This is a genomic window from Aquirufa antheringensis, assembly GCF_004307425.1.
Taxonomy (GTDB): Bacteria; Bacteroidota; Bacteroidia; order Cytophagales; family Spirosomataceae; genus Aquirufa; species Aquirufa antheringensis.
In genome coordinates this window covers 380894-406944 of record NZ_SEWZ01000001.1, presented here as the reverse complement: position 1 = coordinate 406944, position 26051 = coordinate 380894, and the positions used below count along the sequence as shown (strand labels likewise).

The 26051-nt window shown below is 41.7% G+C and carries 19 protein-coding genes and 1 tRNA gene; 10 read left to right on the top strand and 10 right to left on the bottom strand.

The genetic code is table 11. The features are described from left to right. Positions 1–41 precede the first annotated feature (41 nt). From EWU21_RS01895 to EWU21_RS01880, 4 genes are all read left to right on the top strand, one after another. The gene (locus EWU21_RS01895; RefSeq protein ID WP_130895103.1) at positions 42–899 is read left to right on the top strand and encodes an alpha/beta hydrolase; all 858 of its coding nucleotides are present in this window, start codon (positions 42–44) and stop codon (positions 897–899) included. A gap of 36 nt (positions 900–935) precedes the next feature. Next, positions 936–2246, top strand: coding sequence for a flavin-containing monooxygenase (locus EWU21_RS01890; RefSeq protein ID WP_130895102.1), 1311 nt, complete (start codon positions 936–938; stop codon positions 2244–2246). Beyond that, positions 2243–2950 (top strand): alpha/beta fold hydrolase, encoded by a 708-nt coding sequence (locus EWU21_RS01885; RefSeq protein WP_130895101.1) that lies wholly within the window; start codon positions 2243–2245, stop codon positions 2948–2950. The genes EWU21_RS01890 and EWU21_RS01885 overlap by 4 nt, the downstream gene beginning before the upstream one ends. 184 nt (positions 2951–3134) lie before the next feature. Beyond that, entirely contained in the window at positions 3135–5306 is a 2172-nt protein-coding gene (locus EWU21_RS01880) for a B12-binding domain-containing radical SAM protein (RefSeq protein WP_130895100.1), read from the top strand. A gap of 112 nt (positions 5307–5418) precedes the next feature. On the opposite strand, the gene EWU21_RS01875 is transcribed toward EWU21_RS01880, so the two are convergent. From EWU21_RS01875 to EWU21_RS01865, 3 genes are all read right to left on the bottom strand, one after another. Further along, the gene (locus EWU21_RS01875; RefSeq protein ID WP_130895099.1) at positions 5419–6015 is read right to left on the bottom strand and encodes a mobile mystery protein B; all 597 of its coding nucleotides are present in this window, start codon (positions 6013–6015) and stop codon (positions 5419–5421) included. Beyond that, entirely contained in the window at positions 6006–6470 is a 465-nt protein-coding gene (locus tag EWU21_RS01870) for a mobile mystery protein A (protein ID WP_130895098.1), read from the bottom strand. Before EWU21_RS01870 ends, EWU21_RS01875 begins: the two co-directional genes overlap by 10 nt. A 396-nt stretch (positions 6471–6866) precedes the next feature. Then, positions 6867–7856, bottom strand: a complete 990-nt coding sequence (locus tag EWU21_RS01865; RefSeq protein ID WP_130895097.1) for an alpha/beta hydrolase family protein — start codon at positions 7854–7856, stop codon at positions 6867–6869. A 152-nt stretch (positions 7857–8008) separates the two neighbouring features. Between EWU21_RS01865 and EWU21_RS01860 the strand changes: the two genes are divergently transcribed. Beyond that, positions 8009–10894, top strand: a complete 2886-nt coding sequence (locus tag EWU21_RS01860) for a carboxypeptidase-like regulatory domain-containing protein (RefSeq protein WP_130895096.1) — start codon at positions 8009–8011, stop codon at positions 10892–10894. A 69-nt stretch (positions 10895–10963) separates the two neighbouring features. On the opposite strand, the gene EWU21_RS01855 is transcribed toward EWU21_RS01860, so the two are convergent. After that, positions 10964–11040 (bottom strand) — tRNA-Asp (locus EWU21_RS01855). Positions 11041–11115: 75 nt separating this feature from the next. Here EWU21_RS01855 and EWU21_RS01850 point away from each other — a divergent pair. From EWU21_RS01850 to EWU21_RS01840, 3 genes are read left to right on the top strand one after another with little or no spacing between them, the layout of a single operon-like run. Beyond that, on the top strand, positions 11116–11643 hold the full coding sequence (locus EWU21_RS01850; protein ID WP_130895095.1) for a DinB family protein: 528 nt from the start codon (positions 11116–11118) through the stop codon (positions 11641–11643). Positions 11644–11651: 8 nt separating this feature from the next. Continuing rightward, entirely contained in the window at positions 11652–12425 is a 774-nt protein-coding gene (gene dapF / locus EWU21_RS01845; RefSeq protein ID WP_130895094.1) for a diaminopimelate epimerase, read from the top strand. Between the two features lies 1 nt (position 12426). Further along, complete coding sequence (locus EWU21_RS01840) at positions 12427–14163, top strand: phospho-sugar mutase (RefSeq protein WP_130895093.1); 1737 nt, start codon at positions 12427–12429, stop codon at positions 14161–14163. Between the two features lie 158 nt (positions 14164–14321). Here the strand turns inward: EWU21_RS01840 and EWU21_RS01835 are convergent, their stop codons facing one another. The 4 genes from EWU21_RS01835 to EWU21_RS01820 form a co-directional block, all read right to left on the bottom strand. Next, positions 14322–15914, bottom strand: a complete 1593-nt coding sequence (locus EWU21_RS01835; RefSeq protein WP_130895092.1) for a peptide chain release factor 3 — start codon at positions 15912–15914, stop codon at positions 14322–14324. 107 nt (positions 15915–16021) lie between these two features. Then, positions 16022–17470: an amino acid permease gene (locus EWU21_RS01830; RefSeq protein ID WP_130895091.1), complete on the bottom strand. Its 1449-nt coding sequence runs from the start codon at positions 17468–17470 to the stop codon at positions 16022–16024. Positions 17471–17538: 68 nt separating this feature from the next. Beyond that, the gene (gene secDF / locus EWU21_RS01825) at positions 17539–20469 is read right to left on the bottom strand and encodes a protein translocase subunit SecDF (RefSeq protein WP_130895090.1); all 2931 of its coding nucleotides are present in this window, start codon (positions 20467–20469) and stop codon (positions 17539–17541) included. 148 nt (positions 20470–20617) lie between these two features. Then, on the bottom strand, positions 20618–20947 hold the full coding sequence (locus EWU21_RS01820) for a hypothetical protein (protein ID WP_130895089.1): 330 nt from the start codon (positions 20945–20947) through the stop codon (positions 20618–20620). An 82-nt stretch (positions 20948–21029) separates the two neighbouring features. On the opposite strand from EWU21_RS01820, the gene nadC reads away from it, so the two are divergent. Together nadC and nadA are read left to right on the top strand one after the other, a co-directional pair. Then, positions 21030–21884, top strand: coding sequence for a carboxylating nicotinate-nucleotide diphosphorylase (gene nadC, locus EWU21_RS01815; RefSeq protein WP_130895088.1), 855 nt, complete (start codon positions 21030–21032; stop codon positions 21882–21884). Next, positions 21881–22867 (top strand): quinolinate synthase NadA, encoded by a 987-nt coding sequence (gene nadA, locus EWU21_RS01810; RefSeq protein WP_130895087.1) that lies wholly within the window; start codon positions 21881–21883, stop codon positions 22865–22867. Before nadC ends, nadA begins: the two co-directional genes overlap by 4 nt. On the opposite strand, the gene EWU21_RS01805 is transcribed toward nadA, so the two are convergent. Beyond that, positions 22864–23337 (bottom strand): RidA family protein, encoded by a 474-nt coding sequence (locus EWU21_RS01805; RefSeq protein ID WP_130895086.1) that lies wholly within the window; start codon positions 23335–23337, stop codon positions 22864–22866. The genes nadA and EWU21_RS01805 overlap by 4 nt on opposite strands. Next, positions 23324–25966, bottom strand: coding sequence for an MGH1-like glycoside hydrolase domain-containing protein (locus EWU21_RS01800; RefSeq protein WP_130895085.1), 2643 nt, complete (start codon positions 25964–25966; stop codon positions 23324–23326). Before EWU21_RS01800 ends, EWU21_RS01805 begins: the two co-directional genes overlap by 14 nt. Positions 25967–26051 lie beyond the last annotated feature (85 nt).

The following is a 26051-nucleotide window of genomic DNA, read 5'->3' as shown; positions in this document are numbered from 1 at the left end:
TGTGTTATTCGATTTATAATCCGAATTTTAAACAAAAAATCATGCGTTTTTTCACCCTAGTATGTTGCATCATCAGTTCAATAGCCTTCGCTCAAAAACCACTCATTAATTACCACGCCGTTTCCTACAAACTCTATTCGACGATTAATAAAACAACCTATCGATTGGGAGTTTCTTTACCAAAAGAGTACAATGTAAAGAAAAAATACCCAGTGCTTTACATGCTAGACGGTTACTATGCCTCTGAAATTGCACATGGAACGCACAAAACATTGAAATTTTTCGAAGAGATTGACGATCTTATTTTGGTAACCATAGAAGGCACAGCCGTAACGAATAAGGATTGGTTTACGAAGCGATGGTCAGAATTAACATTCACAAAATTCCCCACCTATGACAGCACAACTTCGATCATGGAGGGCATACCTGCACCTGGATTAAAATCAGGCGATGGGAAGCGATTTTTGAATGTGATCAAAAATGAAATAATCCCTTTTATTGAAAAAAAGTACGCTACAAACGGACATCGAGGACTTTCTGGCCATTCACTTGGGGGCCTCTTCACCGCGAATGTCCTTTTCCATTCGCCCGAACTTTTTGACCATTATGCTATCAATAGCCCTTCTTTTGTCGATTGGAATAAAAATGATATCCTATTAGCAGAAAAGGAATTTGCATCTAAACACAAGAGTCTACCTGTCAAAGTATTTTTATCCTATGGTCAACTGGAGGACGAGGAAGGAATACAAAACATGAAAAATATAGCGACTTTATTCAAGAGTCATTATCCTGATATGGAAATTAAACTTGTTCTTTTTGATGATGAAGGTCATGCCTCTGTGATACCTGCCATGATCAGCAAAAGTATTAGATACTTATACGAAAGGAAGATTAAATAGTCTTTTTACTATATTTGAAAAAAGACTCTCTAAACCATGCAAAAAGTGTGCGTAATCGGTGCCGGACCTTCCGGAATCACCGCCTTAAAAAACCTGTTAGATCAAGGCCTGGAGGTTGTCTGTTATGATTTCAATACGGAAGTAGGCGGTAATTGGGTCTACAATGAGAAAACGGGACACTCCAGTGTTTTCGAGACGACGCACATCATTAGTTCGAAAACCTTATCGCAGTACGAGGACTTTACGTTCGATGACTTTGAAAAAGGAATGCCTGACTATCCTTCTCACGATCAACTGAGACGTTATTTTCAAGGCTATGCCGCCCATTTCAATCTGTATCCACACATTGAATTCAATACGTTAGTGAAATCTTGTGAACTAGACGAAGCGAAGAATTGGGTGGTAAAAACGGAGCATAATGGCGCCGAAAAAACAGAAACATTTACCCACCTTGTTGTTTGCAACGGTCACCATTGGCTACCAAGAATGCCTCAATATCCTGGGGAATTCAGTGGCAAATTCATGCATTCACACGAATTCAAAAAAGCAGAACCTTTTCGCGATCAACGTATTTTAGTGATTGGTGGGGGAAATTCAGCTTGCGACGTGGCCGTAGAAACGAGTCGCGTCAGCAAAAAGACAAGTATCAGCTGGAGAAGAGGGTACCGGATTGTGCCCAAATTTTTGTTTGGGAAACCGAGCGATGTAGTCGCTTCGCGCTTAGCCTGGTTACCTACCAATTTGAAATTTTTCTTGTCTGAATTATCCGTCAAAATATTCTCCGGATCCAATAAAAATTATGGACTACCTGAGCCAGAGCACAGTATCACGGCTACCCATCCCACGATCAATGAGGAATTATTGTATAAAGTGAGGCATGGCAAAGTGTTTCCTAAACCCGATATCGATCATTTTGAGGGCAAAATTGTCCATTTCAAAGATGGATCTGTGGAGGAATTTGATACGATCATTGCCTGTACGGGCTATATTTTAGAACATCCCTTCTTTAGAAAAGACTTCCTGAATTACAGTGAAGGCGATGTGCCTTTGTATTTAAAAATGCTGCACGAGAAATACGAAAATCTGTATTTCGTGGGCATGTTCCAGCCACTTGGTTGTATTTGGCCAGGTTCTGAATTGCAGAGTAAAATTGCGGCGAGAGCGATTAAGGGACTTTGGAAAAGACCAGAAAACATCGCTGAATTATGCCAAAGAGAGGTCACACATCCCCACCTCAATCAAATCAAAACCCCGCGACACACAATCACGGTGGATTTCCATTTGTTCATAAAACAACTCAAGAAGCATCTTCCTAAAAACTATGTGAGCAAAACCCCGGTTTCATGAAAGAAACGATCGTTTTTGTTCACGGTATGAGTCACGGCGCCTGGTGCTGGGAAGAGAATTTCGTCCCCTATTTCCAAGAACTAGGTTACGAATGCATCGCACTGAATCTACCTGGGCACGAAACGCCAGGCAGCTCTCGGCGTATTTCATATACTTTAGGCGATTATGTTCAGTCCCTATACCAAGTCGTTGCAAAACTAGAGCAGCCTCCCATCATCATCGGTCATTCCATGGGCGGTATGATTCTACAACGCTTTCTTAAAACGGGGAGGTGTAAAAAGGCTATTTTGATGTCTTCGGTTCCTCCTTCTGGCGTTTTGCGCGCGAGCTTGCGAGCGCTCTTTCGCTACCCAGGATTGATTCCCTATTTACTTCAATTGAATTTGCTTGGCGGATTCAAAAAGTATCCGCAATTAATGTTCAATGGAACTTCTCATTTCGCCTCTTTTATGTGCGCGGAATCGTTCCTTGCTTATTTGGGCTTATTTATTCCGGTCTTTCATCAAAGCTCCGTTCCCATACTAGTGGTGGGAGGTTCAGCTGATGGATTGATTACAGTAAAGGAATTTGAACAAACCTCAAAACACTACAACGCAAAGCTAGAAATCATCGAGGGAGGCTCGCATGATTTGATGCTGGATAAGGACTTTGAGTTAACGGCTCAGGTGATAAAAGAGTGGTTAGGTATTCCACATTTCAAATAAATTCCCGACCTTGCCAGCCTAAACCCCAAAAAGATGGCCAAAGGCATGAATTCCCAAAAGGCGGCAAAGAAAGAAGCCGTGAAAACTCCGAAGGAGAAAAAAGAAGAAAAAAGAGAAAAGAAGAAAGCAGGCTATCAATAGATAGCCTTTTCTTTTTAGTGCATTTGAAGTACTTTTGAGGCAGATGAGCACAAAAGACCCCAAGGTATTTTTCATTACCCCTCCTTTTACCCAGTTGAATACGCCCTACCCTGCGACGGCTTATTTGAAAGGTTTTTTGAATACCAAAGGTTTGGCCTCTTATCAGGCTGACTTAGGGCTGGAAGTCATTCTCCAGCTTTTTTCCGCTAACGGACTACAGAACTTATTTGCGCACATTGAAAATTCAGGCAAAAAAGGGAATGAAAATGGGCAGCGTATGCTTCGACTGAAACAGTCCTACATTCGCACGATTGACCCAGTTATTTCCTTTTTACACGATAAAAACCCCACCCTTGCGCATGTCATTGCGGAGCAAAACTACTTGCCGGAAGCGTCTCGTTTTCAGCAAGTATCAGATCTAGAATGGGCCTTTGGGAGTATGGGGGTGCGGGATAAAGCGCGGCATTTAGCGACGCTCTACTTAGAAGATATTTCTGATTTAATTATTGATGCGGTCGATCCGCATTTTGGGTTTAGTCGCTACGCAGAACGCCTGGGCAGGTCTGCCTCGAGTTTTCAAGAGTTAAACCAAGCATTGAATGCCCCACTGACCTACATCGATGAATTACTAATAGATATATTAAAGGCCAAAATCGAGGCCGAAAATCCCGATCTAGTCGCCATTACCGCGCCATTCCCAGGTAATTTATATAGTGCTTTGCGTTGTGGACAGTGGATTAAAAAACACCATCCTGCCATCAAAGTAGCCTTTGGTGGAGGTTATGCGAATACGGAATTACGCTCTTTACAAGAGCCGCGCGTGTTTGAATTTGTGGACTTTATCACGCTGGATGACGGGGAAACGCCTTTGATGAATCTTTTGAAGCATTTAAAAGGTACACGCGAATTGAAAGATCTGAAACGCACGTTTTGTTGCATCGATGGAACCGTTACCTACCTGAATGGGTCGAAGGATTCCGATGTGAAGCAAAAGGATGTGGGTGTTCCGGATTATTCGGATTTAGCCTTGGATTCCTATTTATCCGTCATTGAGATTGCGAATCCGATGCATCGTTTGTGGAGCGATGGAAGATGGAATAAAATGACTCTTGCGCACGGTTGTTATTGGGGCAAATGTACGTTTTGCGACATTTCTTTATCTTATATTAAAGATTACGAGGCTACGACTGCCCCTATGCTGGTCGATCGCATTGAGGCAATGATTCAGCAAACGGGAAATAATGGTTTTCATTTTGTGGATGAAGCCGCGCCGCCTGCCTTGATGCGCGATGTGGCGCTCGAAATTATTCGTAGAGATTTGACCGTTGTTTGGTGGACGAATATCCGTTTTGAGAAGAGTTTTACCAAAGATTTATGCCAATTACTCGTTCGATCGGGCTGTATCGCTGTTTCTGGTGGTTTGGAAGTGGCCTCGGATCGATTGCTGGAACTAATTGATAAAGGCGTAACGGTAGCCCAAGTGGCGCAAGTAGCGGATCATTTTACACAAGCCGGCATTTTAGTACACGCCTATTTGATGTATGGATTTCCTACCCAAACCGCACAAGAGACCGTAGATTCACTGGAAGTAGTAAGACAGCTAGTGGAGAATGGGGTGATGCATTCGGGATTTTGGCATCAATTTGCACTTACGGCTCACAGTCCAGTAGGTCTAAATCCAGCTGCTTACCAAATTCAAATTCTGAATCCTGAACCAGGTACCTTCGCGAATAACGATTTAGAGCATGCGGATCCAACGGGAACTGACCATGCCTTGTTTAGTGAAGGCCTAAAGAAATCCTTGTTCAATTATATGCATGGAATTGGATTAGATATGCCGTTGCAGGAATGGTTTGAATTCAAAATTCCCCGCACGCAAATTCCTAAAAACTATATTAAGCGCATTCTAGCACCTTCGGCAGAATCGATGCCTAAACCCACCTCAAAAATTTGTTGGCTCGGACCAGTTCCTACGAAGACTAAAAAATACCTATTATTCAGTTTAGGGAAAGAAGAAGTTGAATTAGAGGTTTCTGGAAAACTGGGTGCCTGGCTTATGGATGAATTGCCCAACTTATCCTTGGGCGCTGAAAAAACAGGAATCTTTGCTGAATTCCAAGCGGCATTTTCAAAGGCAGGCTTAGGTGATTTCGAAAACTTCTGGCAGGGAGAAATCGCAGAAGAGTTAAGGGAGATGGGGCTATTAGTAATATAGCACCGGGCTGAAAACAAAAAAGCCTCAAATTTCTTTGAAGCTTTTCTCTTAGTTGGCGGTCCGGACGGTGGGAATGAAACAAATCTAATAATCAAACACTTAGGCGAAATGGCTAAGATTTTGCAAAAGCAATTAAAGGTTGAATATCGTTGTTATCCGCCTTTCTAACTGCTTGTATGTAATTATTTCTCGCCTCTGTGGCTTTAACTAAATTAGCACTGCCCCAAGAAAAGAATTTGTTATCGTATATTTTTTCTATGATTAAATCCGCCATTAAACGTGAATGTCTTCCGTTTCCATTTGCAAAACAATGAATACTCACTAAACGGTGCTTAAATTTAATAGCCATTTCTTCTGGATCATATGTATTATTTTCATGCCAAAATATAGCATCATCTAATAACTGTTTGAGTTCAATGGCTATAAGATAACTCTTAATGCCTATATTCTTTTCAGAGGTTCTATAATTCCCCGCCCATTTCCATACTTCGCCATACATACGCTTATGAAGTTCTTTAATGAATTTTTCCGAATACACTTGTTCTGCCTTTAGTTTTTTGCCAAAAGTCCATTGAATCGCTTTCTCAATATTAAGTTGCTCAAATTCGTCTAGTTCCTCCCGAGTGGTTATAGAAGGAATACGCAATCCTTCTTTTTCCTCTTCATTTAAAGGTGTTTGACCGTCAATATATTCAATCATTAATCCCATAGGTATTTTGGCATTTCACTTTTAATCTCAATAGTTTTTTGTTCAATTGCTTTCTCAATACGTTCTTTTGAATTTTGTTGGTCTTCTAACGTCATCGTATTGTTAGTACGCATCACTATCTCAGTTGCTACTACTTTAGCATGCTTTTCTATCATTTGTTCTAATGACTCGTGTTTGGAAACAAAACCATACACTAATTGCATATCCAAAGCATTAGCTACATCACGCAAGTTATTGAGCGTTATTGTTCCATTGGCTTCACGTTCCTCAATTTCCTTTGTACTTTGTGGTGCAATATTCAAACGATTACCCAATTGGCGCAATGACATTTTTAATGCTGTACGAAAGGTATTGATCCACCCTTTTGTCGGCACTACTATTGCTTTCAAATCCTTAAAAGCTAGTAATTTCTTATCCGTTTGCTGTAAAAGCAAATACTGTTTATTGTTTTTCATAAGGCTATTACCTGAAACATTTGATACAAATTTAAGGTTATTACCTGAAATATAAAAATATTTTTAAGGCTACACCCTTAATTTATTTGCAGAATTTAATGTTGAGAGTTTTATATTAATTAAAAAATAGTCTTTTGATTGTGATGAATACCCCCATTTTTGATTCCTTTCGCTTAGTGGGTGGAATGAAACAAATCTGAATGAAATAATGCAGAACAAAATGGTAAAAATATAAAAGTATAAAAATTAGATAGACACGCTAATTGTTTGAATTTAATAGGTTCTGATCCAGATTTAGCACAAAACCTTCTTAATTAATCCTAAACAGAATATAATTTATATAATCCCGACATTTTGAGTTAGATATTTGCACCTTCCTAAATCAAAGACAAATTACTAATCCAACCATTTTAACCAATCACTTGACACCTTGTTCCAGTAAAATTCATTATGATTTACTACACCCATTTTATCCTTGGGGAAATAATTATGTTCTAATCCGATGTAAGGTTTGAATGTGAAATTTCTCTTTCCTTTTTGGATAAATTCTAATCTCATATAATCATTGAATGGACTACAATAATCCATGGTACCATAACTTACCAAGACGGGGATTTTCAGTTTTCTCAAATAATTTATCGGTGGAATGGAAAATCCAAATGTTCCTTTATGGGTGTCACCGCCAGAATTATCAATTTGTTGCGGTTCTCTAACTATGTTTTTCCATTGATTGTAGGCGTCTTCTGTATTTATAGTAGTATCAGAAAGTTCCTCAAATCGATTTTGAAGGATTATATTTATATATCTTCCAAATGGATTTCCGCCAGAATAAATCAAATGTGTAACCTTGGGATATAGTACAGAAAGTTTGGCACCTATCGTAGATCCTTCTGAATGTGTTGATACAACCAACTTGTTTTTCTTAACCCACTTCTGTTTCAAGAGGAATTCAAGAACCTTTATATCCCTATCAACATAATAACCCAAATAGTTTCGTTTAATGTATTCCTTTGAAAACCTATTAGTAGTACTATCTACGAATTGAAAGTTTTTCAACTTCATTTTATCTACAATCATTGGCGTAAAAGGTTTTCCCACGATAACGAGATGATACCTTTGTTCGAGACTATCAGTATCAAATGGGAACACTCCGTAATTACCGCCATTTTCAGTGATTATTAAAGGATGTGGCAGTGACCCTTGAATAAAGAAGAATAGTGGTTTCGGAAGACCTTCCTCACCTTTTTTCGATTTTATAAGTATATCAACCGTATCTCCTTTGTAACCGAAAACAATATGTCGAAATCCAAACTCTTTGGCCGATTTACTTTGACCTACCAAAAGTATTGGTATGAAAAAAATATATAAAAATACGATACCTCTCATTCGACCAATTTAATAAATTTATCAGGTTCAACCAATTCAGAACTACCGCATCTAAGTACCACTTTTTCAGACAGTCAACATTATAATCAATTTCTTCAAGTGCTATTATTTGGATTTAATTTTCAAAAAGTTTAACCTTGGTAAATAAAGTTATGAAAACCATGGCTAAATATTTACACTTATTCGTTTTTGTAATACTGTCTTTTGTCAGTTTTGGACAACAAAAATTCTCCCTAAAGGGTCAAGTTTTAGATAATAAAAATCATAGCGCATTTCCTTTCGTTAATGTATTCATTGAAGGCACAACTATTGGAACTCAAACCAACCAAGATGGCACTTTCATTATAAAAAATATACCACTGGGTAGTTATCGTTTGGTTGCTTCAATGATTGGGTATAAATCAGCTATCCAAAATATTGAAATTTTAGATAAAAGCCTCGAAATACAAATTTCCTTAGAAGAAGATAGTAAAGTCTTAAATGAAGTAAAAGTTACAGGAAGTCGTGATAAGGTTTGGGAAAAACAAATCAAACAATTTGAAAGTGAGTTTTTAGGTAATGACTTTAATAAAAAAGAAGTTAAGATCTTGAATAAAGAGGTTATCGACATTGACTACAATCGAGAAACGAGGGAGTTTTCAGCTCAAGCGAACCAGCCAATTATTATTGAAAATTTAAAATTAGGTTATAAACAAACGTACGTTCTGGATGGGTTTGAAAAAAAATCAAATAGAATATCATACAAAGGTCTGAGTAGATATGAATTAATTGAACCACAAAACAGCAAACAAAAAGCACAATGGGAGAAAAATAGAATTATAGCTTACCAAGGCTCAATTAGGCACTTTTTAAAATCATTATTAAATAATCGATTAAAAGAAGAAGGTTTTAAGGCGTATTTTTTAAATACTGAATCCACTAAATCTCCAAATTCCCCTTTGTATTTCGATTGTAACCCACAAGAAATAATTCAGCCCACTTCGATACCTAATTTATATAGTTTGACCATTCATAAACCCATGGTGATTGTATATGAAAATGAACAATTATCCGCACAATTTTCAGAAATAAAGCCTTTATCAGAAATAGTAATTAGTTCCGAAGGGAATTTGTTAGACCCCTACTCCATTGAAATTAATGGGAAAATGGGTGAAAAACGTTTGGCCAATTTACTGCCTTTAGATTTTGAATTGTTTGAAGATAATAAAATTACCTTTCCTCAAAATTTACCCCGATTACCTCAACAAATACAGGCTTTAATTGAAATCCCCAGAGAGAAAATTGACATTAAAGGTATTCAGCCCTATTATTTAGCAGGGGAAACAATTCGACTGAAGACATTTGTTACTGAAAGTAGGCTAAGTCAAATTACAAAGGAAAGTGTACCATCTCAATTAAGTATCCCGTTGTATGTTGAGTTTATCGACTTAAAGTGGAAAAAGATATTGAACCGATTTACGTTAAAGTTAGAAGACGGGAAAGCGGATTTATCCATTCCAACTTCCCTTGAATTACCATCTGGTAAGTATCAGATTCGAGCATACACCAATTGGATGCGCAATTTTTCGGATAAAGGATTCTTCAAGCAAGATTTCACTGTTTTTTCTCAAAATTTCAAAAGAGAGATACCATCAGTTCCCTCAATATCAGTTTTCGATACGCTAATTGTTCATATTGAAGGGGGATTTTTAGTGGATAGCTTGAAGTCTAAAGTGGCCATAGAAACGCTGAATACTTTGGGAGAAAAGATTAGTGTTCCTTTTTCATTATTGAATAGTAATAATGACACTTTGACTAATGCTCATACAGATAATGAAGGTGTAACTGTATTTGACTTATTACCCAAAGGTGATGAGGTTTATCGAATTAAAGTAGGAAAAAAGTACTTTACTCTCCCCTCATCTCGGCCTAAGGGCACTATTTTAACAATTGATCATTTAAGTAGTAAAAAACAACTAAGTGTATTTATCCAGACAAATGAAATATCGAATGATACAATTACGCTATTATTAACTAGAGAAAATCACGTAGTTTATTGGAAAAGGTTTCAAAACAATAACCCAACATTACTCATCAATATCCCTAAAAACATTTTGTTCGGAGAAATTAACTGTTTTTTGATCGATAAAAATGGAAACCAACTAAGTGAACGTATAGTTGATATCAATCCAAATGAAATCACCAAAGATGATTTAAATAAGGACAAAATAGTATTAACTAAACCTCTTTCACACTTTTTCAATGTTGACCCTATACTCAAATATTCAGCAGAAAAGGGGCTTAATTTAAAGGGACAAATAGTTGGATTAGATGGAAAGGAAAATAAAAAAGAGTATAAGCTTTCAATGGTTTTATCGAATATTCAAAATGATACAACGGAACAAAAAATAACGCCATTTTTTACAGTCGCCAAGAAGCAATTTGTTTTTCAAAACATTGATTTTTACGGTAAAATGAGAGCCACTTTTATTGCCCCTGAGAATAAAGTTATTTTAGACACACTAACAGCTACTCCTCCCATTTCAACTTCGAAATCAACGGTTAATTGGAGCCTACTAGATAAAACGGAATCTTTAGCTGAATTAGAAAATCGTAAAAACCGTATTATTTTAGAAAGAATCAGAAAAGAGAAAGAAAATACCGTTTTGGAAGAAGTCGTAATTCGGACTAAAAAATCTGATCCAAATGAAATCAATGGTATTTCTCCTAGTGTTATGGTAGGTGAAAATAGAATTAAAAATCAGCCTTCCATGTCCACCGTGTTGAATACACTTATCCAACCACGTAAAAATAGATTTGGCCCTGGATTAAAAGTCTATATTGAGAACCAAGAACTACGTCAAGACGAAATTGACAATATTGAACTTGAGATCAACCCATCCATTGTGGAAAAAATTCTAATTTTCGAAGAGGCAATACCCTATACCTATGCAAGAGCAACTTGTGCTATAGTTATAAAACTTCGACGAGGTGCGTTGAAAGGAAATGTTAAACCTAATGAAACATTTATTGTAGAGGGATACCATAAAAACAATTGAACATCCCTGCAAACCATTAAAATCGGGCACAAAAAAAGCCTCAAATTTCTTTGAAGCTTTTCTCTTAGTTGGCGGTCCGGACGGGACTCGAACCCGCGACCCCATGCGTGACAGGCATGTATTCTAACCAACTGAACTACCGGACCGTCTTGTAATTGGTGGCACAAAATTAGGGATTTTCTGCTTTGAAACAATACCTTTGGGTAAAAAAATAAGAAAATATGCATTTACCTGCTAGCTACGAATACCCGAATGCTACGTATTTCGCTGAATATCTGAGTTTTGAGAAAGAAGAAAATTTATTCGAGGTATTGAAAAATCAGTCCAAAGAAATCATCGACTTGTATGATAATTTACCTAAAGGTCAAGCAGAGTTCGCCTATGCAGCAGGAAAGTGGAGCCTGAAAGGTTTATTAGGACATATGGTTGATACGGAAAGAATCTTTTCATACCGAGTTTTGGCACTATCCAGAGGCGAAAAAACAGCCTTACCAGGATTTGACGAAAATGAATACCAGGCGGCATCAGAATACGAAACGCAGGAAGCGATGGATATTTTAGCACAATACAAGGCTACCCGTGTCGCGACCTTTGTTTTATTGAACTCATTTTCCAGCAAGCAATGGAACCAAATGGGCCAGGCAAATGGCAAATCGATCAGTGCACGTGCATTAGCTTGGATGATTGCTGGTCATGAAAAACACCACCTTAGGATAATTAAGGAGCGATATTTGAGCCAAATTTCTTAAATTGCCTTATGCATTTTTACAAATACCAAGGAACTGGAAATGATTTTGTGGTGGTCGATGACCGCGCTAAGACTTTTGGCCTAGATCAAGAGGCGATTGCATTGCTTTGCCACCGCCGTTTTGGGATCGGAGCTGATGGCTTTATGCTCTTGCAAGAGGCTGAGGGCTATGATTTCCGAATGGTTTATTATAATTCCGATGGAACCGAGGGCACGATGTGTGGTAATGGTGGTCGCTGTTTAGTTCGCTTTGCGGCAGATTTAGGCATCGTGACCGAGAAAGCACACTTTATCGCGGTAGATGGACCCCATTTGGCCTATATTACACCAGAGACCATCTCCTTGCAAATGGTGGATGTTCCGGGCATCGAGCAGCACAATGATGACTATTTCACGAATACGGGTTCGCCCCATTTCGTGCGTTTTACGAATCAGGTGCAGTTTTATGATGTTAAAAATACCGGTGCAGCGATCCGCTACTCTGAGGCATACCAACCTATTAATGGGACGAATGCAAACTTCGTTGAAAAATTAGATGACCAAACGCTCTTCGTCCGCACCTATGAACGCGGTGTGGAAGACGAAACGTATTCGTGTGGTACGGGCGTGACGGCGGCGGCTTTAGTGGCCAAGACCTTCAAAAACGTACAAACTCCAATTAAAATCAAAACCCTAGGTGGGGAATTAGCAGTCAATTTCGACGGCGATGCTATCACTGGTTTTACCAATATTTTCTTGATCGGCCCAGCGAAACAAGTGTTCACTGGCACAATTTCTGCATAATATGACCTTAGATTCGACCACGCAACAAACGATTGACCAATGGCTTTCAGGCCCTTACGACGCTGAAACCAAGGCAACTATCCAAGAATTGATCGCGAAAGGCGATCAGACTACTTTGACGGACTCCTTCTACAAATCCCTGGAATTTGGGACAGGTGGAATGCGCGGCGAGATGGGTGTAGGCTCGAATCGAATGAACAAATACACGGTAGGCGCTGCCACTCAAGGCTTTGCAAACTACTTAAATGCGTCTTTACCAGGCCAAAAAATCAAAGTAGCCATCGCGCACGATTCTCGCAATAATTCGCCCGAATTCACGCGCATCGCTGCGGATATTTTCACCGCGAATGGGATCGAAGTTTATCTATTCCCGGCTTTGCGTCCCACACCACAGCTTTCCTTCACGGTTCGCCACCTAGGTTGCCAAGCAGGTTTAGTAATCACGGCGTCGCATAACCCAAAAGAATACAACGGCTATAAAGCCTATTGGTCTGATGGATCTCAAGTGGTTGCTCCGCATGATAAGAACATCGTGAAAGAGGTGAACGCAATTACGAGTATTGCGGACATCAAATTCGAAGGAAACGATGCCTTATTGCACCTATTAGATGGCGCTATTGACGAGGCCTACTTACAAACAATCCTTGAGAACTGCCGCCAACCGGAAGTGATCAAGCGCCAAAAAGACCTTAAAATCGTCTTCTCCCCTATTCACGGAACCGGGATTACGTTAGTGCCGCCTGCTTTGGCCCTATTAGGATTTGAGGCGGTGACGGTCGTAGAAGAGCAAGCGATTCCGAACGGAAACTTCCCTACGGTGATTTATCCGAATCCGGAGGAGAAGGAAGCCTTGACTTTGGCATTAAATAAGGCCAAAGAAATCGATGCCGACCTCGTCATCGCCACCGACCCCGACGCAGACCGCGTAGGAGCCGCTGTGAAAAGCCCAGACGGCGAATGGGCCCTGTTAAACGGGAACCAAATGGCCAGCCTAATCCTGTATTACTTGTTAAAAGTATCGGATTTAAAGGGCAACGAGTTCGCCGCGAAAACCATCGTAACGACCGATTTAATCGACAAAATGTGCGCCTCTAAAGGCGTGCCTTGCTATAATACCTTAACCGGCTTCAAATACATCGCCCAAGTCATCCGCGAATTAGAAGGAAAAGAAAAGTTCCTGGGCGGCGGAGAAGAGTCCTATGGCTATTTAATCGGCGATGCAGTGCGCGATAAAGACGCAGTGGCCTCTTGCGCAATGATCGCGGAATTAACGGCTTACGCGAAAGATCAGGGCAAATCGCTCTTCGACTTCCTAGCTGAGATGTACGTAGAAAACAATTTCTACTACGAAGGTCTTATTTCGTTGACCAAAAAAGGAAAAGCCGGCGCCGAGGAGATCAAACAAATGATGATCAACTTACGCTCAAACGTCCCAGCCACGGTGGCAGGTTCGAAGCCAGTTCGCGTTTTGGACTACGAGGGATTAGTTTCAACCGACTTATTAACAGGCAAAACAACACCTATCAAAGTAGGCTTAGGCATCGAAGCATCGAATGTGATTCAATTAATTCTAGCCGACGGATCGAAAGTTTCCGCTCGTCCATCGGGTACGGAGCCTAAAATCAAGTTCTATGTTTCCGTAAATGCTCCTTTAACTTCTGCGGCAGACTTCTTTACCGTATATGCAGAATTGCAGAAGAAGGTGGGGGTGATTCAGGGGGATTTAGGGCTTAATTAAAAGAGCAAAGTTCAAAGAGCAAAGTTCAAAGTTGGCATAAAAAAAGGGGCTCAGGCCCCATTTTTTATGCATTTAGAAATATTTCATACAGCCATCTCCGCAGGAGATTCGAACTTTATTCTTTGTGCTTTATGCTCTATGCTTTAAAACCAACGGTTTTATGCTAACTTAAACTCACTCGTAAAGTGGAATTCAATCTCCGGATTGTTCGTCTGATTCATCCGAAGAATCCAATCGGATTCGGCTAAGAAAACATAATTGCCGTCTTTGTCTTGGGCGATGTTTTGGCCCTTTAAGCGGACGAATTCTTGCAGCTTTTTGGGATCTTCTGAAGTGATCCAGCAGGCTTTTGTTACGGACATGCCGTCGAAGCGACACTTCGCGCCGTATTCGTGCTCGAGACGGTATTGGATTACTTCGTATTGAAGTTCACCTACCGTTCCTACGATTTTGCGGTTACCTAATTGGGGTTGCAAGAATAATTGGGCAACTCCCTCGTCGGTTAACTGGTCGATCCCTTTTTCGAGCTGTTTGGCTTTCATCGGATCGAGGTTAATTAACTCCTTAAAAATCTCTGGTGAGAAGGAAGGAATGCCTTGGTAGTTCAATACTTCGCCTTCGGTGAGGGTATCACCGATTTTGAAGTTACCGGTATCGTAAAGACCCACAACGTCGCCTGGAAAACCTTCTTCAATGACCTCTTTGTCTTGGGCCATAAAGTTATACGGGTTCGCGAAACGAACGTTCTTCTTTAAACGAATGTGTTGGTAGAAAGTATTGCGTTTAAAAGTACCAGAACAGATGCGTAAGAAGGCGATTCTGTCGCGGTGTTTCGGGTCTAGGTTCGCGTGGATTTTGAAGATAAATCCAGTGAATTTCTTTTCCTCTGGTTCCACGGTACGCACATCGGTGCCACGCGCTTGCGTCGAGGGTGCGATGCGGGTAAACGTATCTAATAGTTCTTGCACGCCGAAGTTATTTACTGCAGAGCCAAAAAACACAGGGGCTATATCACCAGATAGGTAATCGTTACGGTCAAAGGGTTCGTAAACGCCGTCAATTAGCTCGACATCTTCACGCAATTGATTCGCGTCACGTTCTCCCACGCGGGTATCTAATTCAGCAGAATCGATATCCACAGCAACGACTTCTTTTTCTATTTTGGTCTTATTCGCTGAGAATAAATTCAGCGATTTTTCCATGAGGTTATAGACGCCTTTGAAGTTTTGGCCCATATTAATCGGCCAAGTCAACGGGCGCACAGAGATGCCTAATTTTTGTTCTAATTCATCCAACAGGTCGAACGGGTTTTGGCCTTCGCGGTCCATCTTATTAATGAAGATGATCACGGGAGTCTTGCGCATGCGGCAAACCTCCATTAAACGCTCCGTTTGTTCCTCCACACCCTTCACGCAGTCAATCACTAAGATCACGGAATCGACCGCCGTTAAGGTACGGTAGGTGTCTTCAGCGAAGTCCTTGTGACCCGGCGTATCCAGGATATTGATTTTTAATTGATTGTACTCGAAGGTCATCACGGATGTCGCGACCGAGATCCCACGCTGGCGCTCGATCTCCATAAAGTCAGAGGTAGCGCCTTTCTTAATCTTATTCGATTTTACGGCACCGGCTGTTTGGATCGCTCCCCCGAAGAGAAGCAATTTCTCCGTCAATGTGGTTTTACCAGCATCGGGGTGAGAAATAATCCCAAAGGTTCTACGTTTCGCAATTTCAGTTACTATCTGACTCATTCGTTCTTTATTAAAAAATCAAGGTGCAAAAATACGCCAAAAATGGTGGAATTAAAAGGGCAAAAAAAAGCCGGGGCTTTCGCCCCGGCTCCTTCTCTTTGAAAGAATTACTCTCTCGTATTCAGTAATGATCTTGGTCTACCGTATAAGAAGTAAACCACTAATCCGAACAATAACCACGCAATCGCAAAGATTTGCGCCGTGCGGCCTAAGTTCAAGATTAAAAACGTGTTCACTAAGATACCTAGTGGAGCAATGATATTTAAGCCAGACACTTTGAATGGACGGTCACGGTTTGGATCTCTGAAACGAAGAATCCATACCGCTAAACAAACCATCGTGAAGGCGAATAAAGTACCGAAGCTAGTCATATCACCTAATAAAGAAATCGGTGTAAAACCTGCCACTAAAGAAACTACCGCACCTACTAAGATTGTTGACTTATAAGGTGTTTTGAAAGTCGGGTGAACTTCTGCGAAGAATTTTGGCAATAAACCATCTTTCGCCATACCTAAGAATACACGTGTTTGACCTAACATCATCACTAACATAACGGATAATAAACCCGCTGTCGCTGCCGCTGTAATGATAAACACAGCCCAAGGTTGACCCGCTTGATCAAAAGCAAAAGCTACTGGAGCTTTCAAGGCATCGCCCGTGATATCTTTGTAATTCATCATCCCGGTTAACACTAATGAAACCGCGATATACAATACCGTACAAATCAATAAAGACGCGATAATAGCGAAAGGCATATCTTTCTTCGGGTTGATTGCCTCACCAGCTTGCGTAGAAACGGCATCAAAACCAATATAGGCAAAGAAGATCGCTGAAGCACCTGAGATGATACCACCCCAGCCATACGCAGGAAGCATTTCACCACTTTCGTGCTCTACTAAAGTCTCTTCTGGGATAAATGGAGTCCAGTTCGCTACATCGATGTAGAACGCTCCCATGATAATCACAAATAAGATCACAGCCACTTTCAAGACAACGATTAAGTTGTTCGCGCTAGCTGCTTCTTTAATCCCTTTAACAAGAATCCAAGTCACAAACCAAACGATGATTAAAGCTGGTAAATTCACCGCAGCTCCACCAAAAGTAACTGGGTCATTTGTTAAATTTTCAGGCAAATGTAGTCCAAAGAGATGGAGGAGTTTATTAAAGTATCCAGACCAACTCACGGCGACCGTCATCGCACCCATCGCATATTCGAGGATCAATCCCCAACCAATAATCCAAGCAAATAATTCACCTACCGTTCCGTAAGCGTACGCATAGGCGCTACCTTCTACCGGTAACATCGCCGCAAACTCTGCGTAGCAAAGCGCTGCGAAAATACAGCCAATCCCCGCAATCACGAAGGATAAAGCTAAAGCAGGACCCGCATGATAATGCGCTGCCGTTCCTGTTAATACGAAAACACCACCACCAATAATCGCACCGATACCGATAGCCGTTAAACTCCATTTCCCTAATACGCGCTTGAGCTCACTTTTTTGCATGTCTTGCTCAAACATGTGCATCGGTTTTTTTCTCCAAATACTGTTATTCATAATTCTAGTTTTTAGGATGAAATACAAAAAAAATGCTGGTCACCCTTTCGAGCAACCAGCAGAATAAATTATTTCTTTACTTTCTTCGAAGTTCCGAAGTCAATCACAATCGGTGCTGCCACGAAAATAGACGAATAAGCACCAAACACAACCCCGATAAACATCGCGAAAGAGAAACCTCTTAACACGTCGCCACCGAAGATCAACAATACCGTCACAACTAGGAATACCGTAGTCGCAGTCATCACTGTACGAGACATCGTGTGGTTAATCGATTCGTTGATCGTTTTGATCATCAATTCTTTGTTACCTAAGTCAGCATCTAAACCAATCTCCTCACGGATACGGTCAAATACAACCACGGTATCGTTAATCGAATAACCAATCACCGTTAATACCGCCGCGATAAATACTTGGTCGATTTCTAATTCGAAGCCAAACAAACGAACGATACCTACCATTCCTAATACCACTAAAGTATCGTGAACTAAGGCTACAATTCCACCTAATGAATATTGCCATTTACGGAAACGAATCAAGATGTAGATAAAGATTGCAATCAAGGCGTAGAAGATTGACACGAATGATTGTGTCAAAATATCATCAGCTACGGTTGCTCCTACTTTGGAAGTAGAAACTACCTTAGGACCTTGTGCTGTAAATTCTTTCAATCCATTGTCTAATGCCGTACGAACCGTATTATTAGCGGTGATTGACTCATCTTCCACTAAGTAAGACGTCGTCACTTTTAATTTCGTAGGACCGTTAAAGGTTTTTACCTCCACACCTTTTCCACCGAAATCATCCGCTAACGCTTCTTTCACTTTGTCAGTCGGTACCGCTTGATTGAACTCAACTACGTATGAACGACCACCTTTGAAATCCACACCTAGGTTGAAACCACCTTGCATAAATAACACGATAGCTCCGATAGCGATTAATGACCAAGAGAACCAATACGAATACTTACGCTTTCCGATAAAGTCGAAGTTCATTCCTTTGAAAAGATCACGCGAGATAAATGTTTCGAATGTCATTTCTTTCTCCTTACCTGCTTTAATCGCACGTTTCGCCATCCAATCCACTAAGATATGAGAGATATACACCGCTGTAAAGACAGACGTCACTAGACCGATACAAAGCGTTACTCCGAAACCTTTTACAGAACCGGAACCGAAAATAATTAAGATCACACCGATCAATACCGTCGTGATGTTACCATCTAAAATCGCACTTAACGCTTTCTCGTAACCTACGTTAATCGCATCTAACAAGCCCTTCCCTTTGTGTAATTCCTCGCGGATACGCTCGTTGATCAATACGTTCGCATCGACCGCCATACCTAACGTTAACACGATACCTGCGATACCTGGAAGGGTTAACGCTGCTTGGATTTGGACTAAAACACCTGCGATAAAGAAGACGTTAAAGAACAGGGCTAAGTTCGCCATCCAACCCGGAGTTCCATAGTAACCGATCATAAACACGATCACTAATAATAAACCTAATGCCATTGACATATACCCTTGGTTGATCGACTCAGCCCCTAAAGAAGGACCGATAAACGCATCTTCCACGATACGGGTAGGAGCTGGCAATTTACCTGCTTTCAATACGTTCGCTAAATCTTTTGCTTCTTCTACTGTAAAGCTTCCTGAGATCGAAGAACGACCACCTGGAATCTCACCGTTAATGACTGGAGCAGAATATACATAACCATCTAAAACGATCGCGATACGACGTCCGATATTAGCACCTGTTAAGTTTTTCCAAATACGAGCACCCGTTCCGTTCATCGCCATCGTCACTTCCGCACGACCTGCTTGATCAAAATCTTGTGCTGCATCCGTGATCACATCACCCTCTAATGGAGCGGATTGACCTTCTGCTTTTTTCAAAGCCTCTAAAGAAAGGATCTCGTCGCCATTCTTAGCTGGAATTCCTTTCGCTGCCCAAGCAAACGTTAAGTTCGCAGGGAACATCGCTTTCACTTCAGCGCGAGCGAACAAAGCGTTCACACGAGCCGTATCCTTTACATATACACCGATATTATTTCCTAAAGGCAAGAATAATTTCGTTAAAGCAGAACCTGCAGACGTATCTGCTTTTGCTTTTCCAGAATCCTTCGTCGCAGGAGCTGCTGCTAATTTGTTTGCCAAAGCATTAGCCGCCGTATCCTTCGTCGCCGGAGCCGCCGCTGGTGCAGCTGCTACTGGAGCTTTCGCTTCTCTATCTAATAAAGCACCTAACGCATTTAAGCCTCCGCCATATTCGTTCAATTCATAACACTCAACGAATTCTAATTTCGCTGCACCTGATAATAATTTACGTGCACGCTCAGGATTCTCCACACCTGGTAATTCTACCTGGATACGGTTAGTACCTGGAAGACGTTGGATGTTCGGGTTAGCTACACCGAATTTATCGATACGCGCTTGGATGATCTTGTAAACACGATCAACTGCACCGTCGATTTCTGCATCGATTACTTTCTGAACTTGTGAATCAGTTGAAGTAGAAGATATTTTACCGCGGTTCACTGAATTAGCGAATACGGATGCCAAAGTTTGGTTAGGAGCCGCCTTCGCGAATTCTTCATAGAACAATTCGTTAAACGATTTCGTCGAAGTCGCTTGAGCCGCACCTGCCGCTGCTAGTGCTTTCTCAAATGCAGGATCGTTTGACTTACCTGATAAGGCACGCAAGATTTCTGCTGGAGAAACTTCTAAAACCGCGTGCAAACCACCTTCTAAGTCAAGACCTTTTTGTAACGCATATTGAGTTACTTCTTGTAACGTATATCCGATATAAACGGGTTGTTTCCAAAGGGAATCAATGAAATGTAAACGCTTCGCTGCATCTACTTTGCCATCTGCTGTCGTAGCATACTTGATAGCTTGTTCTTTTAATTGATTAGACTTCCACGTAAACGAAAGGAAGAAAATACATAAGGCTGAAATAATCGTAGACAGCCAAATAATGGCACTTTTGTAACGCATAACTTTAAATGGTTAATGGTAAATGAAAAATTGTGAATGGTAAATGGTGAGTGGTGAATGTATCCTCCCGACTAGTGACTCCCGACTATCGACTAGCGACTATCGACTCCCGACTAGTGACTATCGACTCCCGACTAGTGACTTTCCCTCACGGCGCCAGAGTGGCTATAAATTGGGTAAATAAAATCCGTAAGAATTGCGTGCGATGAGTGAATGCAGGCAATTTAATGGCTTGCATCGAGCGCGCAACGAAGATTTCGGTAGGGCTGCTGAAGTTCCAATCTTGAGGAAAATCGAGTTGTAGAGTGGTAGCAGACTGATAAACATTTTGTTCAGCCTTTACAATCGTGTGCTTAGAAGTCTTCTCCGTCTTTACTGCACCTGTCTCCACTGCGAACAGGGAAATAGGCTTAGCCACGAGCCAAAAAAGCACGGGGATAAACAGGATGAGATGGGATATTTTAACCTTCTTTTGCATTGTAGGTAGCAAAAATAGGATATTTTTCTTAGAAATCAATTCTCCGGGTAATTTTCGTAATTTTGGGGCGTAAAATAGACGCATGTTCAACTACGAAGACCCTTCTTACGTTCAAGCATTCATCCAATCAGCCCTTCGGGAAGATGTGGGTGAAGGCGACCATACCTCGCTTTCTACGGTCCCGGCGGATGCTAAAGGAACGGCGGAACTAAAGGTAAAGGACCGAGGAATTTTGGCCGGAGTGGAACTTTCACTGGCTATTTTCAAGGAAGTAGATCCGACTTTACTGGTGCAGGTTTTCATTCCCGATGGAACCTGGATTGAGCCTGGACAAGTGGTCTTAGAAGTAAGTGGATCCTCCCAATCGATATTGAAAGCGGAGCGTTTAGTATTGAATTGCATGCAACGAATGTCCGGGATTGCGACTTACACACGCTCTTTAGTTAACATCCTAGATGGCACACGCGCGAAATTGTTAGATACGAGAAAGACAACTCCTAACTTCCGTTTGGCAGAAAAATGGGCCTGTAAGATAGGTGGAGCGGTTAATCACCGGTATGGCTTATTCGATATGATCTTAATAAAAGATAATCACGTGGACTTTGCGGGTGGGATTAAGCAGGCTTTAGAAAAAGCATTCAGCTATGCTAAGACCTTATCGAAGCCCATTGAAGTCATGATTGAGGTCAGAAATGAAACAGAATTAGACGAAGTACTTGCGATAGGTGGGGTAAAGCGCATCATGCTAGACAATTTTACACCCGATCGCCTCCGCGATGCGATTCGCAAAATTAACGGACGCTTCATTACCGAGGCTTCTGGTGGAATTACAGAAAAAACACTCCGCGCCTATGGCGAAACGGGTGTCGATTATATTTCCGTGGGGGCATTAACCCACCAAGTAAAGAGTTTAGATTTAAGCCTAAAAGCGAAATGAATTTACAGGAAGAAGCAACCTCAGTGGGCTACATTGCCCGTTCTACCCCTAAAGGAGTCGAACTCATCACCGAAATCCAACGACTAAAGAAGGAGAAAAATGCGGTGATTTTGGCACACTACTATGTGGATGGTGAAATCCAAGAACTGGCGGATTACGTAGGCGATAGCTTAGGTTTATCCCAGGCAGCTGAGAAAACGGAGGCGGATTTAATCGTCTTCTGTGGCGTTCATTTCATGGGTGAAACGGCGAAAATCTTAAATCCCACGAAAAAAGTGGTGGTACCTGACTTTAACGCAGGTTGTTCACTAGCTGACTCCGTTCCAGTAGCTGAATTTGCGGCATTAAAAGCCAAACACCCGAATGCTGTGGTGGTTTCTTATATCAACTGTTCAGCCGATATCAAGGCGATGACCGATATCATTTGTACTTCGTCAAACGCGGTTCAAATCGTGGAATCGATTCCGGCAGATCGCGAGATCATCTTTGCTCCAGACGCGAACTTAGGTCGCTATGTCGCTCACAAGACAGGACGTGAATTAATCCTTTGGGAAGGCGCCTGCATGGTGCACATCGACATTTCGTTAGAGAAATTAGCCGTTTTAAAGCAAGAATACCCAGAAGCGTTATTGATCGCGCACCCGGAATGCAAGGAAGTGATCTTGAAAGAAGCGGATTATGTGGGCTCGACGACGGCCCTGTTGAAATTCGTGGAAACGTCGCCTAATTCCACCTTCATCGTGGCAACGGAAGCGGGAATCTTGCATAAGATGAAACAATCGGTGCCGCAGAAGCACTTGATTCCGGCACCTGCAAACGAGCAAAACACCTGCGCTTGCAGCGAGTGTCCGTATATGAAGATGAATACGCTGGAGAAATTGTATAATGCCTTGTATTACGAGTTGCCGGAAATCAATTTACCAGAAGCAACGCGCGTTCCTGCCTACAAAGCTCTGAAAGCGATGCTAGAAGTTTCGGCTTAGTCGTTCAGTTCAAAAACGGCTTCGATTTCCACCGGAATATTATCGGGCAAAGTCCCCATTCCCACCGCGGACCGAACGCCTATGCCATTTTCTTCTCCCCACACCTGGGCGAATAATTCGCTACATCCGTTGATGATGTAAGGGTGACGCAAGAAATCGTCTGTGGCATTGACCATTCCTAAGACTTTGATAACACGTTTAATGCGATTCAAGGATCCTAACTGTGCTTTTAAGGTCGCCAAAATCGCTAAACCCACCTGGCGCGCCGCTAGTTTCCCCTCTTCTATATCCAAGTCTTTTCCGATGCGACCAATAATCAAAGAGCCATCCGTCTGCACCGTGCCATGGCCTGAAACATAGTAAAAATGATCTACCTGTAAACCCGGTTTGTATACGCCTAAAGGTTTAGGAGCGGGTGGAAGTGTCAGGCCTAAGGCCGCAAAATTCTCTTCTGGACTAGTTTTTGCCATGTAATTGTCTGATTATTTCGGAGATTAAGCCTGTCCAACCGGTTTGGTGGTTCGCGCCTAATCCTTTTCCGGTATCTCCGTCGAAGTATTCGAAGAAGAGATGTGAATCTTTAAAATGAGGATCTTGGAATTTATCGTATTCGCCATACATCGGTGTTTTCCCGTCTTTATCCGGCACAAACATCGCTAACAAACGCTCAGAAACCCCACGCGCTGCGTCTTTGATATTCATCATTTCACCCGAATTCGTTGGGAATTCTACCTCGTAGTCTGAACCATAATAGTCAGAGAACTTCGATAAGGAGTCCAAAATCAAGTAGTTCATCGGGAACCAAATAGGTCCGCGCCAGTTCGAATTTCCGCCAAACATATCGCCCGTAGACTCTGCAGGCGTATAATCAACTTGCAGCGTACCTCCCTCATAGGCAAATTTATAGGGATTCTCTTTGTGGAATTTAGACAAGGAACGAATGCCAAAATCTGACAAGAATTCCGTCTCATCGAACATCCTTTTCATAATCATCTTCATCCGGTGACCACGTAAGATCGACAGTAAACGTGTCTCCCCTTTACCCGGTTCGTACCAACGTGAAATCAAGTTGGCTAAGTCTGGACGGTTATTTAATACCCATTCCACGCGGCGTTTAAAGGCAGGTAATTTTTCCAGCATCTCTGATGTCAAGGTCTCTACTGCGAATAGTGGAATCAAACCTACCATGGAGCGCACTTTCAATAATTCTGCAGATCCATCTTCTTTATGCAACATGTCATAATAGAACTGATCGTCTTCGTCCCAAAGATTCAACTTATCTCCACCGATCGATTGCATCGCCCCGGCAATGTGCAAGAAGTGTTCGAAGAATTTCGAGGCCATATCTTGGTAGACCGGATTCTCTAGTGCAATCTCGCAGGCAATACGTAGCATATTTAAGCTATACATCGCCATCCAACCCGTTCCATCGGCCTGTTCTAGGTGGCCCCCTGTAGGTAATTCAGCGGAGCGGTCGAACACCCCGATATTATCCATTCCAAGGAATCCTCCCCCAAAAATATTATTTCCTCCCTCATCTTTCAAGTTCACCCACCAAGTGAAGTTCAATAATAGTTTGTGGAAAATACGCTCTAAAAAGATGACGTCCCCTTTTCCGCCATTCATTTCCTTATCGATCTCGTAGACTTTCCAGGTTGCCCAGGCGTGCACCGGAGGATTGACGTCGGAGAAGGACCATTCGTAGGCCGGAATTTGGCCGTTCGGGTGCATGTAATATTCGCGGAGGATAACGGCTAGCTGTCTTTTGGCAAAATCAGGATCTAATCTAGCCAAAGGCAAAGTATGGAACGCTAAATCCCAGGCCGCAAACCACGGGTACTCCCATTTATCCGGCATCGACAAAATATTCGCCGCATACATGTGCCTCCAGGTGCTATTTCGACCATTTTTCCGGCTCGCATCTGGCTTCGGCATCGATGGATCACCTTTAATCCACTCGAATACATTATAATAATACCATTGTTTCGTCCACAGCATCCCAGCATAGGCCTGGCGCTGCAAAGAACGTAAATTATCGTCTTCAATTCCTTTCTGCAATTCCGCATAGAATTGATCCGCATCGATGATGCGATCTTCGAAAACTTGATCAAAATCCGCGAATGGCTCGCGCTGTGTCACATTACTCAAACGCAGGCGATACACTTTCTTGCCTCCCGCTGGAATCTTGTCAGTGTATTTTACCGAGGCTTTCGTCCCAATGTGGTTCGGGTTAACGGCGTGTTTTTGTTTGTTTACGATGTAATCGTTAATCCCATCTTTTGTAAAATGCGAGAGGTTATCCGAGTGGTGCAAACGCTGAAAATTCGTCTCATTATCACAGAAAAGAAATTCATCCGCATCCTCTGCATACAATTTAAAACGCCCTACCACGCGGTGATCGACTTCAATAAATGAATTTCCCACCCCCGTTAGCAGTGGTTTGTAATTGTATTTCTCGTAACCCCAGCACCACGTATTTCGGTACCAAATGGTAGGCAAAACCGTGATAGGCGCCGCCACTTTCGAGCGGTTTTCTACGGTTACTTTAATCAAAATATCTTGTTCGTCCGCTTTCGCATATTCGATCGAAATATCGAAGTATTCATTATTATCAAAAATCCCCGTATCCAAAAGCTCGTACTCCGGCTCCTGGCGATTTCGATTTTTAGATTCATCAATCAGCTTTTGGTAGGGAAATGTTTGCTGCGGATACTTGTACAGCATTTTTTGGTAGGAATGCGTAGGCGTCGAATCTTGGTAATAATAGAGTTCTTTAACATCCTCTCCGTGGTTCGATTCCGATCCCGTTAATCCAAAAAAGCGTTCTTTTAAAATGTGATCTCGGTGGTTCCAAAAGGCAAACGCAAAACAAACGTGTTGTTTATTATCTGATATACCCCCTATCCCCTCTTCTCCCCAACGGTAGGCTTTCGAACGCGCCATATCGTGGGTTATCGTCCCCCAGGCATTTCCATGGGCGGAATAATCCTCTCTCACTGTTCCCCATTGACGCTCCGTCAAATAAGGCCCCCATTTTTTCCACCCTTTATTATCGTTTCGCAATTGCAATCGTGCGCGCTCCGCTCCCAATCCTGACATAGTACTTATTTAATGTATAAATTCTTAACTTAGGTATAAATGCAAAGACCAATTTACGTAAATTGCCCCTAAAATCAGCAAATAA